Consider the following 13,511-nt stretch of genomic DNA (forward strand, 5'->3'; position numbering starts at 1 on the left):
TGGAAGGAATGAAAATGATGAAAAAGGCAGTTGTAGTCGGAGGAAGTAATGGAATTGGCCTCGCAATAGCTGAAAATTTAATCAGTAAAGGATACCATGCTTGCATTTTGGATATTTGTGAGCCTAATCATGATGTACTGAAAGACAGTAACTCATACACATATTATCAGTGCAATCTTCTTGATTTTAATGAGGATGTTTTTGAAATACTCAGCAAAGATGAGAGAGTAGAAATATTGATGATTACTGCTGGTTTCGGTAGAGTTGCAGATTTTGAGTTTCTTCATACAGCAGAGATTGAAAACATGTTGAAGGTGAATACAATATCTGCAATCAAAATCATGCGAATCTTCTATGAAAAAATAAAGAGTAACACACCTTTTTATTGTGGTGTTATGGGAAGCATTGCTGGTTTATGTAGCTCTCCTATGTTTTCCGTATATGCAGCATCTAAAGCTGGCGTATGTCGCTTTGTTGAAAGTGTGAACATTGAGCTTGAAGCCGCTGGTGTTACTAATCGTATATTAAATGTTTCACCAGGATCTATAAAAGGAACAAAATTTAATGGTGGTTCTAATAATATTGAATTAACAGCTGATTTGGCAGAGCAGATTGTGGGGCATGTTTTTGGTTCTGATGAGCTGTTTATACCAGACTATAATGAAGTCTATAAAGGTGTTTTGGAACGCTACAATGCAGATCCTCATGAATATGGTTTATATAGCTATAATTATAAAAAGGCATCTGGACGGGTTTTCAACGAGAAGAGAGTAAGAATTGGTTATTTATCTGGAACATTTGATTTATTCCATGTCGGTCATCTGAATTTATTAAAAGCAGCAAAAGCACAGTGCGATTATTTGATTGTGGGTGTCCATCCGAGCGCTGCTCATAAGGGTAAAGAAACATTTATTCCATTTGAAGAGAGAAAAGTTATTGTCGGATCAATTAAGTATGTGGATAAAGTTGTTCAGTCTTGCCCTGAAGATAGTGACGCATGGGATTTGTGGCGATATACCAAGTTGTTTGTTGGTAGTGATTACAAAGGAACAGAGCGTTTTAATCGATATGAGGAATACTTCAGAGATAAAGGCGTTGATATTGTATACTTCCCATATACGCAAGGAACCAGCAGCACAGAGATTAGAAAGGCTGTGTTAGTAAAAACCAAAGACATAGATAGAGATATAGAGGTAACAATATGAACAGCATGGATATGCTCCATCAGGTTGATTTAGATATTGTAAAAGAAGTGATAGCCATCTGTGAAAAGCATGATTTCACCTATTATATGTTGGGTGGCACAATGCTGGGAGCTATCCGTCACAAGGGGTTTATTCCGTGGGATGATGACATTGATTTGGGAATACCCCGAAAAGATTATGACAAGTTCTTAGAAGTTGCTCCTAGAGAGTTGTCTTCGTATTTAAAACTTGTAAATTATCATACTGATCCTAATTATCCCTACTATATTACTAGAATACTGGACACAAAGACTAAGGTTGTAGAAGAAAGAATTGGAAATGAAAATAAGTATACCAATGCTTCAATTGATATCTTTCCGGTAGATGGTACGCCAAACAATAAGGTTTTGAGAAAGATTTACTTCTTCAGAGTTTTATATCATCGTGCATTAATGTCTCTTTGTTATAAGGATTCAATTGATAGGAAACGCCCTCGTGGAATAGCAGAAAGAGCATTACTGTGGGTTATGGAATGCATCCCTGTTGAAAAGATGACCACTCCATATAAGCAAAAATGCAAAATTGATAAGTTGCTTAAGAGCCAGAGAATTGAAGATTCTAAGTACATTGGAAATATCATGGGAGCGTACCGTACCAAGGAAATTGTACCTGCTGAGTTCTATGGAAAGGGCAAATTCTATCAGTTTGAGGATATTCAGCTCCGTGGCATGGATATGTATGATGAGTATTTAACATATACGTATGGCGACTATATGCAATTGCCACCTGAAGATAAGAGAAAGACTCATTTTAGAATTTTAGAAATACACGGCAAAAGGGTTGAAGAATAAAGATTTGCTCTGCCAAGTAGAAAGGGGACTTTACCAAAATGGGGTTAAAACAAACATTTGAAAAACAGGGCGGAATAACGCTCCTTAAGAGATACTGGCAGAGTGGAGCATTATTCACAGCGTTGGGGGTATTTTTGCTTTTGGGAAAAAGCCGAACCGCATTGGAAATATTACGCCTTTCTACTCAGCTAAAAGCTAAACAGAAGCTGGAAAAGAAATATAAAAGCAGATTGGCTGCCTTTGATAAGGATTATGATTATACTTTACCACATGAACAGAGCAATAAAGTATGGGTATGCTGGTTTCAAGGAATGGAAAATGCGCCTGCATTAGTCCAAAAATGTTTCCAGTCTTTGCAAGAGAATCTTACCGATCGGGAAATTATTCTAATTACTGCCGATAATATAGCAGATTATGTGAAGTTCCCGGATTTCATCATTGATAAATGGGAAAAAGGCCAAATCACACATACACACATGACTGATTTGCTTCGGTTGGAATTGCTGATCAATCATGGAGGACTGTGGCTAGATGCCACAGTATTCTGTACATGCAAACGAGATACTATTCCGGATTATTACTTCGACTCGGATCTGTTCTTATATCAGTGTCTGAAGCCTGGACGAGATGGACATAGTCATCTATCTTCAAGTTGGCTTATGAGCGCCACTACGAATAATAAAATGCTAATGGCTATTCGATATCTTTGTTATGAATATTGGAAGATGAATACAGAAATGCTAGACTATTTCCTACTGCATGATTTTATTTCTATCGTCTTTGAACATTATCAGGAAGAGTGGAAAAAGATTGTTCCGAGTGATAATGCAACACCGCATATCCTTTTGTTGAGATTGTTTGATCAGTATGACAAACGGATATGGGAAGCAATAAAAGGGCAGGCGCCGTTCCATAAGATGACATATAAATTTAAAGACGAACAGACAAAACTGAGTGGTACATATTATGATGTGCTGTTCAGATGAGGGAGATTGCAATATGAAGCGGAATCGTAGAAAAATAGAATTAAAAGAGTTTGGACAATGCTCATAATGGGGGCACATAGGGGTTTGTAACAAAAGATGTTCCTGCTAATTTGGTTGTAGGTGGTAATCTGGCAAAAGATATTGGTGGTAAGGATGAATCTATTAATAAAAGGAAAATTGAGCTATGAAAATAATGTACTTACTATTCTCATATACAGTGGGTGGGACAGAAAGATTAGTTGCGGATATCTGTAATGAGATGGTTTCACAAGAACATGAAGTATACTTATATGTGGTGAATAATCTTTATTCAGAAGAAGTTTTGAATACTCTTGACAGAAAAGTGCATATTGAGTTGCAGAAACGTCCAGTTGGCAGTGGCGGTAAGATTGATACAATACGTCGAGTGACGAAGTATATCAAAGATAATCAAATTGAAATAGTACATTGCAATTCTTTGGATATTCCTGAAATATTAATATTGAAACCATTTTTGTTTAGAAAGACAAAGATTGTTCATACAATACACGATGTTGGGCAGTATGGGCAATTAGCAAAATGGAAGATCATATTGCGAAATATTCTTTGTGATAATTTCGTTGCTATTTCGAAGTCTGTAAAAAAGGATATAGTTGAACACGGCGCAAAAGCAAAAAAGGTTGTTACTGTATACAATGCCATAAATCTTGAAAAGTTTTCCAGTAAATCATCTGGAAGATATAACCCAGATAAGATCGTCATTGGTAATGTTGCAAGATTTATGCCTGAAAAGAAGGGTCAGGATATTTTAGTTGAAGCAATCGACCTGATTAGTAAAAAATACCCAAATGTAGTTTGTTACTTCGCTGGAGGATATGATAATAGCCATAAAAAGGCATTTGAGAATTTAAAAAGAATAATAATGGAACGTGGCATAGATAATAATATCATATTTTTGGGAAATGTTGATAATATCCCGGAACTTTTAAGAACTATAGATATTTTTGTACTTCCATCCAGATTTGAAGGATTTGGTATTTCCTTAATAGAGGCCATGGCAATGGGAATACCTTGTATCGCAAGCAATTTAGATGGACCAGCTGAAATTATGGTAAGCAATCCGAATCAACTTTTTGATGTGGGAGATAGTGCGCAATTGGCAGAGAAGATATCTTATGTAATAGACAATTACGATTTAATAAAAAAGCAGGCACAGAATGAAATTAATAGAATTCAAAAACGTTTTGATATCGTCAATATGTGTAAGAAATTGATAAAGGTTTACACATATTGACGGAGTTGGAAAGGATAAAAAATGTATTCATTAATAATCGTTGATTACAATACAGTAGAAAAAACCATTGAATACATTCGGCAGTGCAAGCAGAAACTGTTTCATGAGGATGGTATCCATACAATCATTATAGAGAATGGGGACCAGGCCAATGCCGAGGATTTGCTGAAGAGTGAATTCGGCAAGGCGAAGACTTATTACTCTAATAGTGCCAAAATTAGTGTACTAACTTTTGAAAACAACGAAATAATGTTTTGCCGCACCGGTAAAAATCTTGGATACGCTAAAGGAAATAATCTAGGAGTAGTATTGGCAACGGAATTTTATGAGGACTCATATTATATCTTAAGTAATAATGACCTAATCATTGAAGAAAAACTGGATTTAGTTAATATTACAAAACTCTTTGATAGCATGGCGAATTGTGCGGTAATTGGTCCTAAAATTATAAGTCCTCAAGGGCAATGCCAAAGTCCACATAAAGTGAAAAGTGCTGTATCTAGGTTGATATTATATTATTGGAATATGCTGTTAAAAATTCCGTATTCTGATGTAGACTATACAAACGAAAGTAAAAATTGTTGTTGGGTAACTGGCTGTTTTATGTTTATTCGTGCTAATGCTTTTAAGAATGCCGGAATGTTCGATGAAAACACTTTTTTGTATGCTGAAGAAATTATACTTAGTGAGAGATTGGTAAAATGCGGTTATACCACATATTTCTTGGATGATTTGACTATTATCCATGATCATGGGCAGACAGTTAAGAAGGCAATGTCAGCACTGAAGGGAATTGAATGCTCTTTCGAGTCTAATTTATATTATTATGAAGAGTATAAAAAGTGCTCGAGAATAGTGCTGACTCTTGCAAAAATTAACTTTCTCTTATTTAAAAAAATATTTTTAATTAGGCATCGTATAGTGGAATTTATACGGAGGAGATGAATAATAATGAAAAGTTTTATAGTTAACAAATATTTACTTTTCATTGCAACCATTATCTTCTTTAACCTCCAGTGTTTCTATTTGGTAGATACATCTATTGTTCCGACAGGTGATATAGCAGTGCTCCTAGAAGTTGGTTTTATGGTGTATGTTTTTTATAAGTGCAGAATCACTGAGAAAAGAAAGTACACTTGGATTTTTATCCTACCGTTGTTTTTGGTACTGACATCTTCTTATATGGCGTATCTCAGTTATGGTCAGCCATTGTTATTAGGTATTAGAGCGCAAAGACATTGGATTATGGCCATGCTTATGTATTTTCCATTAAGCCGGTTATTTAAATCTGGAAGGCTTAAAATTGAACAAGTTTTCGATTTGCTGAGTAAATTGAATTTTATTTTTATATGTTTGATACTTGCTCAGTACTTTTTGGGTAATAACCTATTGTTCATGCATGTACAGAATAATATAAGATATGGGTCTATTCGGTTATACATTTCTATGTATTTTGTTCTAATGTCTTACTATTTCCATTTGAAAAATGTTTTAGATGGAAATAAGATAAGATTTATTGACTTTTTTATGATAGCAGCAACATTATTTATCGAGTTGTTTGTTATCAAGTCTCGTATGAACTTGACCATAATATTTGCTGTTACTTTGATTGCCATTCTTTCGCATAAGACCACCTGGAGAAAACTTGCATTAATCGGCGTAGCACTTTTTGCTGGATGTGCTTTTATGGTATCAGGTATTGGTCAGGTTGTATTGGAATCAATGTTTGGACAAACAGCCCAAGATGCTGGTACTGCAATCAGAGAAGTGGGAAGAGTATTCTACATCGAACAAACAATGAGCAGTCCGCTATCCGCATTATTTGGAAGTGGTTATGCAAATCTTGATTGGAGACCGACAGTTACTGGAATTCGATACCTAGAAGGCATTTATTATAATGATAACGGTATTTTTGGTTTATTTTTTTACTACGGATTTGCATTTATTACATGGATGATAATTTCACATATTCGTTTATTAAAAGACGCAAGAAGGTCTGGACGCAGGGATTGCTTCTTCTTCTTATTATGTGGTTTATTTGGAATTTATACATTATTCCCCTATAGTTATGTGACAAATATTTCATTTGCTCTTGTTTGTGCAATAATCGAGCAAAGCTGGAGTGATAAATTTGAAAAGCAAAAAGAGGAATCCATATAAATAATATATTTGTATAACCCAAGGAGAGATTATATAGAAATTTAGTTGTTAATTAGCAACCATAATTTTGGCGATGAGGCTGTAGGAACAGCTGTTATGGAATTAATTAATCCATGGTTAAATGATGTGGCAAATAATACTGGGAACTTTGAAATTAAGCAAAATGCAATAGACTATTAGCCTAGTTTGTCTAAAAAATACTTTATTTGGGGTTATGGTCTCATTAACCTTAAATCGGGGTAACTTGGTGGTATTCCAGGTGTTACTCTCAAGGATATTATTGGTTTGTTTTTTTACACGGTATTAGTGGAGTTTTTTGCCACCCTTTAGTTGCTATTCTTTATTAAAAGAATCTAAAAGGATTATATATATTTAAGAGAGCTAAATTATAGGATACTTGTCTTTTAGGTTACTTACTTTGAATAAGGCAATAATGGGGTTGTTTAAAAAACTTCTCCCTAAATTTTTTGCCGAGAACCTATGTTTATTTTTGTATTTATTATGATGAGGTGTAGTAATGAAAGGAATTATTCTAGCAGGTGGAAGCGGTACTAGACTCTATCCATTAACAATGGTAACTAGTAAACAGTTACTCCCTATTTATGATAAACCATGATATATTATCCACTTTCAACTTTAATGCTTGCTGGCATTCGTGATATTTTAATAATTTCAACTCCAGAAGATACGCCTCGCTTTGAGACACTATTAGGTAATGGATCTCAGTTTGGGATTAATCTTGAATATAAAGTCCAAGCAAGCCCGGATGGTTTAGCCCAGGCTTTTTTAATTGGGGAAGAGTTTATTGGTAATGAATCTGTAGCAATGATTTTAGGTGATAATATTTACTATGGTAGTGGTATGAGAAAAATTCTTCAACGGGCAGCCCAAAAGGAACATGGGGCAACCGTATTTGGTTATCATGTTCAAGATCCAGAGCGGTTTGGTGTAGTTGAATTTGATGAAAGTGGAAAAGTGCTTAGCGTTGAAGAAAAGCCTGAAATCCCAAAATCAAATTATGCAATCACTGGTCTTTACTTTTACGACAATAGAATTGTAGATATTGCGAAGAATGTTAAACCATCAGTTCGGGGGGAGCTCGAAATTACCTCAGTTAACGAAGCATATTTAGGCATGGGAGAACTTGATGTGGAACTCTTGGGTCGAGGTTTTACATGGTTAGATACAGGAACACATCAAAGCCTGGTGGAGGCGACTAATTTCGTTAAAGCCGTTGAAGAGCACCAAGGGATAAAAATTGCTGCTCCTGAAGAAATTGCATATATCAATGGATGGATTGGTAAAGAGCAATTATATAAATCAGGAGAAAAGTTTTCTAAAACTGGTTATGGTCAATATTTATTAAAAGCAGCCAACGGAAGTATTAAGTATTAAATATGAGGTGTAGTAAAATGAACGTAATAGAAACTTATATACAGGGAGTAAAGATAATTGAGCCGAAGGTATTCGGAGATCATCGTGGATGGTTTATGGAAACCTATAGCGGTGCAATGTTTGAAGAAGCAGGAATAGATATAAAGTTTGTTCAAGATAATCAATCGTTTTCTGCAACTAAAGGAACATTACGAGGGTTGCATTATCAATTAAACCCCAAAGCACAAACTAAGCTCGTTAGATGTACAAAGGGAGCAATCTTTGATGTAGCTGTAGATATAAGAAAAGGCAGCCCTACTTTCAGTAAATGGTTCGGAATTGAATTAAGTGCAGATAATAAAAAACAATTACTAGTACCTAAAGGATTTGCACACGGTTTTATAACGCTTACAGATGATGTTGAAGTTCAATATAAAGTGGACGAGCTCTATGCGCCTGAATGTGACAGAGGTATTCTTTGGAGTGATCCTCAAATTGGTGTTGAGTGGCCAATTGATATTTCACCTGTTTTATCTGCAAAAGACGAGAAAGCACCATTATTGGTTAATGCAGAAAATAATTTTACTTATGGAGATTAGAAGATGAAAGTTTTAGTAACGGGTACACTGGACAACTAGGGTTTGATGTTGTCAGGGAAGGATTAGAACGTGGCTTTGAAATGATTGGTGTAGGTTCTAATGATTTAAATATTACAGATGAACAATCTGTTATCCAGTTTGTGAGTGAAATGAAACCGGAGGCTATTATTCATTGTGTGGCCTATACAGCAGTAGATAAGGCAGAAGACGATAAGGAAAACTGCTGGAATTTCAATGTTAATGGTACAAAAAACTTAGCAAATGCTGCAAAGGCAGTTAATGCCAAGTTTATGTATATTAGTACTGATTATGTATTTGATGGATTGGGTGAGGACCCTTTTGTTGAAACAGACGCTACTAATCCGGTTGGCTATTACGGTCTAACAAAGCTTGAAGGAGAAAAAGTAGTTCAATCTCTTTTATCTGAATGGTTCATTGTCCGAATTTCTTGGGTGTTCGGCCTGAACGGAAACAATTTTGTTAAAACGATGCTACGTTTAGCAGAAACACGGGATCAATTAAGTGTTGTAGGAGATCAAGTAGGTTCGTCAACGAATACATTCGACTTATCGAGGTTATTACTCGATATGATCCAAACAAATCGTTATGGAACCTATCATGCAACGAATGAAGGACTTTGCAGTTGGTCTGAATTTGCTAAAGAGATTTTACGATTATCTGAGAAAAGTGTAGTGGTTAATTCTATAACAACGGAGGAATACCCTACTAAGGCTGTCCGTCCTAAAAACTCTCGTTTATCGCAACAAAAATTAATTGTTAATGGCTTCGAATCATTGCCAAAATGGCAGGACTCGTTGGGACAATACTTAAATGCATTAAAACATGAGGTGAAATGATGACAAAGAAGAAGATTCTTGTAACTGGTGGGGCAGGGTTCATCGGTGGTAATTTTGTTCAATATATGGTTAATAAATATCCGCAATATGAAATTTACAATCTCGATTTATTAACATATGCTGGTGATTTAGCTAAACACCGTGACATAGTAAAAAAGGATAACTATCATTTTGTACAGGCAGACATTGCAAATCGTGAGGCAATTATCTCTCTTTTTGAAAAAGAGAAGTTTGATTTTGTAGCCCATTTTGCTGCAGAAAGCCATGTTGATCGCTCTATTACAGAGCCTGAAATTTTCGTTCGAACAAATGTATTAGGAACTCAAGTATTACTAGATGCGGCAAAACAAATTGGAGTTACAAAATTTGTTCATGTATCAACAGATGAAGTATACGGTGAATTAGACTTCGACCCAACTACCTTCTTCACAGAGGAAACACCGTTACAACCAAATAGTCCATATAGTGCTAGTAAAGCATCATCTGACTTCTTGGTACGTGCATACCACGAAACATTTGGTCTTCCTGTTAACATCACTCGTTGTTCTAATAATTATGGACCGTTCCATTTTCCAGAAAAGTTAATTCCGTTAACCATTTCTCGTGTATTAAATGATGAAAAGGTACCAGTATATGGTGATGGCAAAAACATTCGTGACTGGTTACATGTACTTGATCATTGTACGGCCATTGACCTTGTTCTTCATGAGGGAGTCAACGGCGAAGTTTATAATGTTGGCGGACATAATGAGAGAACAAATTTAGAAGTTGTTAAAACCATTATTAGTACTTTAGGAAAATCAGAAGATTTAATTGAATTTGTTACTGATCGTTTAGGTCATGATAAGCGTTATGCCATTGATCCAACCAAATTAGAAAAGCTAGGATGGAAACCAACTTACTCGTTTGAAACAGGAATTGCCCAGACTATTGATTGGTATCTAAACAATAAATGGTGGTGGAAACAAATTCTTAGTGGAGAATATCAGAATTACTTTGAAAAGCAATACACATTAATTAACTAATATTATAGTACTGTATCCGTACTTACAAATGTGAGTACGGGCTTTTTAGAAAACAGCTTTATGCTATTTGCATATTTATGAAGGCTTGTGCTTAGTGATATTACGCTAATCAGTTAAAATTCTCAGGGATACTAACTATTTTAAGATGTTGATTAATAATGAGCCAGTATACCCCCCCTTTTTATAATATCGTTTGATAAATAGTGGTTTTCATACAGGACTTGAGAGGGAATTTTAGAATGAATCATAGAAAATGGTGGGCAATTGCAGCGATTATTTGGATGACAGCTATATTCTTCTTTACGCAGCTTCCATACTTCACAGGTGAGAAGACTTCAGAAGTAATCCAAAAGGTAGTTGTAGCAGAACAAAAAACAATCAATAAAACTCCGAGTACCGATCATACAGATATAAATAAGTTGAACCTTATTGTCAGAAAAGCAACACACATAGTCGTCTTTGGTATACTAGCCATTTTGTTGTACAAAGCTCTCGAAACCAATCGATTCGCTTATATCCTTTCATGGACATTAACAGTACTATATGCAATTACGGATGAGTGGCACCAATCCTTTATGCCAGGAAGAGTAGCGGCGTATCAGGATGTCTTATTTGATTCCGTAGGGGCACTTGTTGCATTATTCATCCTTGTTCTTATAAGAAACAACTATAAACTTGTTAAGAATATTAGAACTTAATATCATCAATCATCGCAATAGATAATAGTTTCAGTGCTTCTGGCTTTTCGGCCACTGTACACGCCCCAAAATAACTTTTCCATTCTTCCGGAAGCTGATCATAGAAAGTGGTATATTTAAGTGCCGTAGGCGATTTGGCCATCAAATTCAAATATGGCTGCCATTTCATGGACTTTCTGTATTGACCATACAGTCGGGAATGGCTGACAACGAGTTGGTGGTCATCGTTCAAAATTTCCACTTGGTTATATGAGATTTTCACCAGGACCTTGCCTAGCGCATATCTTGGCGAAGTCGAATACAGGTTAAGATCCAGCTTGATATAACCGTATTTATCGGCCTTCAGGGTCTCGTACCTTACACATTCATATTCTTTTGCCGGCAATAGGAGGAAGGCTGCCCGATCTTCCTCGAATAACTCCGAAATCGCCCATTCCTTTTGGTAATGTTTCCTTTCACGGTCTTTCTCCGCCTTGGCCCATAGTTCTTTATTCAAATCGTCTAGATCGATAACATGCAGTCCTGGTAAGAGAAAGTTATTCCGGACATACTCTACCATGGCCTCTACATGACCTTTCTCGTTTCCACTATTGGGATTACAGAACTCACACTCGAAACCGTAATGAAGAACGAAGTTCTGGAATTCTTCTGTTAATTGCCGTTCGCCATTCGGCAATATTTTCTTAACGGCAGGTGATAGGTTGTCGAATCGTATGACTTTTGGAACTCCTCCCATATGATGGAAAACTCTTTTCATCCCCTCAAGAAAGCACTCTTTGTTTTGGGAAGGGAAGACTTGAAAATAAAAGGAATTACTAAATGGGAAGGAACTACAAGGTATGGCAATACGATATCTTCTCCTCCGTAAATAAATGGAGCTTCCCCGAAATCCACCTGAGCTGTTCCAGGTACAGATTCTAGTGGAATTGCAGCCTCATCTGCCTCATTGAGGAACTCTTCTTTTCTCATAGAAACATACTCCCGAACCGTGCGATCAGAGCCTTTAAAGCCATGGTTATCTTTTAACAAATCCCACATCCTCTTGGCGGTTCTACGAAACTTCTTTTTCTTTTTCATATCTTCCTTGATCCAGTCATCCAGGATTGCCTTTACAGGCCCTAATACCGGAGCTACCCTTGTTTGCTTTTTCTTTGGCTTTTGGTTGAAATCCTCCATTTCTGCATACTTCTTTATCGTTCTTGGATCTCTTCCAGTTCTTTTTGCTACATCTGAATATGTACAGTCTTTATTGTTAACTATAATTAATTTCGGCCACTGCCAACATCTCCTTAAATACCTCCTGCACTACTTTGTACCCAACAGGAAGTGTATGTGTATTTGGGAATGTTGACAAGTGGTTTTTTTATTTGGTTAGCCCCTAGGGACCAACACAAATTAGGTGCCATTTCCTACATTTTTATAATGCCATAAACAAATTTTTGACCGTTTATATTGGGGATTTTATCACCGTTTTTTACAAACAGGATTTATGCAGTTCTAATGAGGGTAAGATGAATATGAAATGCAAGAACAAAGAGATGAGGGAAATAGATGATTGTTATTGAAAATGATTGGTTAAAGGTTGATATTGTCAGACACGGAGCAGAAGTACGTAAAGTGACGCATAAGAAAAATGCGCTGGATTATATGTGGACAGGGGATGAGGCATATTGGGGACGAGTCTCTCCTGTCTTATTTCCGATTGTGGGACGGTTAAAGGAAGATCAATATCAACTGGATGGTCAGACCTACAAGATGTCGCAGCATGGCTTTCTGCGTGACGTTGAATTCGAAGTGGCTGAGCAGACATCAACAACCGTTTCTTTTGTGTTTGAGTCTCTTGGCTCCCTCGTTCATGTTTATCCTTACGAATTTACAGCGATGATTCGTTATCGTCTCATGGAGGACTCGCTGATTGTTCAGTGGCAAATCCTGAATTTAAATAAGGAAGAGATGTATTTTTCCATTGGTGCACATCCTGCATTTAAAGTTCCACTAGTAGAAAATGAAACCATTGAAGATTACTATTTGAACTTTTCACCTGCGGCAAATAAGAATGTCATGGAATATGAGCTAAAGAATTCCCTCATTCATGAGAAAGGGACAGCCAATGATCTTTCAACGATTCCACTCACAAATTCTCTATTTGCCCATGATGCTCTTATTTACAGCAATATCGATAAAGTCACATTGGTATCTAATCAGTTGAGTCATGGTGTAGAAGTAATGTTTCAAGGTTTTCCGTTTGTTGGGATTTGGTCAAAATATATAGAAACAGATGGGACGATAGCTCCGTTTGTTTGCATTGAGCCTTGGTACGGTATTGCAGATACATATGATACAACAGGGAACTTAAAGGAGAAGTTTGGTGTAAATAAGCTTGGAGCAGGAGAAACCTTCCAAGCTGAATATATAATGAAGTTTAATTAAAGGGGGCCAGGGGGGAGGTTCTTTAAGGGAATAATTGGAAGTTTTGCGAGTGAAAGAGCCGGATAGAATCCCGG

Annotated in this window: 11 protein-coding genes and 2 pseudogenes; 12 read left to right on the forward strand and 1 reads right to left on the reverse strand. The window is 36.3% G+C overall.

Features of this window, described 5'->3' with window-relative positions:
- The first annotated feature begins 14 nt into the window (after window positions 1–14).
- The 11 genes and pseudogenes from QFZ31_RS22345 to QFZ31_RS22395 all read left to right on the forward strand — a co-directional run bounded on the left by QFZ31_RS22345 (window position 15) and on the right by QFZ31_RS22395 (window position 11,007).
- Complete coding sequence (locus tag QFZ31_RS22345; protein ID WP_307307044.1) at window positions 15–1,205, forward strand: SDR family NAD(P)-dependent oxidoreductase; 1,191 nt, start codon at window positions 15–17, stop codon at window positions 1,203–1,205.
- Window positions 1,202–2,035 carry a LicD family protein gene (locus QFZ31_RS22350; RefSeq protein ID WP_307307046.1) on the forward strand — a complete coding sequence of 278 codons (834 nt, stop codon included), beginning with the start codon at window positions 1,202–1,204 and terminating at the stop codon, window positions 2,033–2,035. Before QFZ31_RS22345 ends, QFZ31_RS22350 begins: the two co-directional genes overlap by 4 nt.
- A 38-nt stretch (window positions 2,036–2,073) precedes the next feature.
- Entirely contained in the window at window positions 2,074–3,021 is a 948-nt protein-coding gene (locus QFZ31_RS22355; RefSeq protein WP_307307048.1) for a capsular polysaccharide synthesis protein, read from the forward strand.
- A gap of 184 nt (window positions 3,022–3,205) precedes the next feature.
- Window positions 3,206–4,294, forward strand: coding sequence for a glycosyltransferase family 4 protein (locus QFZ31_RS22360; RefSeq protein WP_307307051.1), 1,089 nt, complete (start codon window positions 3,206–3,208; stop codon window positions 4,292–4,294).
- 21 nt (window positions 4,295–4,315) lie between these two features.
- Window positions 4,316–5,239: a glycosyltransferase family 2 protein gene (locus tag QFZ31_RS22365; RefSeq protein WP_307307054.1), complete on the forward strand. Its 924-nt coding sequence runs from the start codon at window positions 4,316–4,318 to the stop codon at window positions 5,237–5,239.
- A 6-nt stretch (window positions 5,240–5,245) separates the two neighbouring features.
- Window positions 5,246–6,454, forward strand: a complete 1,209-nt coding sequence (locus tag QFZ31_RS22370) for a hypothetical protein (protein ID WP_307307057.1) — start codon at window positions 5,246–5,248, stop codon at window positions 6,452–6,454.
- Between the two features lie 517 nt (window positions 6,455–6,971).
- Window positions 6,972–7,849, forward strand: a pseudogene (rfbA, locus tag QFZ31_RS22375) (glucose-1-phosphate thymidylyltransferase RfbA).
- A gap of 17 nt (window positions 7,850–7,866) precedes the next feature.
- Window positions 7,867–8,427, forward strand: coding sequence for a dTDP-4-dehydrorhamnose 3,5-epimerase (rfbC, locus tag QFZ31_RS22380; protein WP_307307060.1), 561 nt, complete (start codon window positions 7,867–7,869; stop codon window positions 8,425–8,427).
- Between the two features lie 80 nt (window positions 8,428–8,507).
- Window positions 8,508–9,284, forward strand: coding sequence for a dTDP-4-dehydrorhamnose reductase (gene rfbD, locus QFZ31_RS22385; protein WP_307307062.1), 777 nt, complete (start codon window positions 8,508–8,510; stop codon window positions 9,282–9,284).
- Window positions 9,284–10,309 (forward strand): dTDP-glucose 4,6-dehydratase, encoded by a 1,026-nt coding sequence (gene rfbB / locus QFZ31_RS22390; protein ID WP_307307064.1) that lies wholly within the window; start codon window positions 9,284–9,286, stop codon window positions 10,307–10,309. The genes rfbD and rfbB overlap by 1 nt, the downstream gene beginning before the upstream one ends.
- Before the next feature lie 239 nt (window positions 10,310–10,548).
- Complete coding sequence (locus QFZ31_RS22395) at window positions 10,549–11,007, forward strand: VanZ family protein (protein WP_307307068.1); 459 nt, start codon at window positions 10,549–10,551, stop codon at window positions 11,005–11,007.
- A 10-nt stretch (window positions 11,008–11,017) separates the two neighbouring features.
- On the opposite strand, the pseudogene istA reads toward QFZ31_RS22395, so the two are convergent.
- Window positions 11,018–12,292 (reverse strand): annotated as a pseudogene (gene istA / locus QFZ31_RS22400) (IS21 family transposase); the annotation flags it as partial.
- A gap of 266 nt (window positions 12,293–12,558) precedes the next feature.
- Between istA and QFZ31_RS22405 the strand changes: the two are divergent.
- A complete protein-coding gene (locus tag QFZ31_RS22405; protein WP_307307071.1) occupies window positions 12,559–13,437 on the forward strand; it encodes an aldose 1-epimerase family protein in 879 nt (292 codons plus the stop codon).
- The last annotated feature ends 74 nt before the right edge of the window (window positions 13,438–13,511 follow it).

The organism is Neobacillus niacini (assembly GCF_030817595.1).
Lineage (GTDB): Bacteria > Bacillota > Bacilli > Bacillales > Cytobacillaceae > Neobacillus > Neobacillus niacini_G.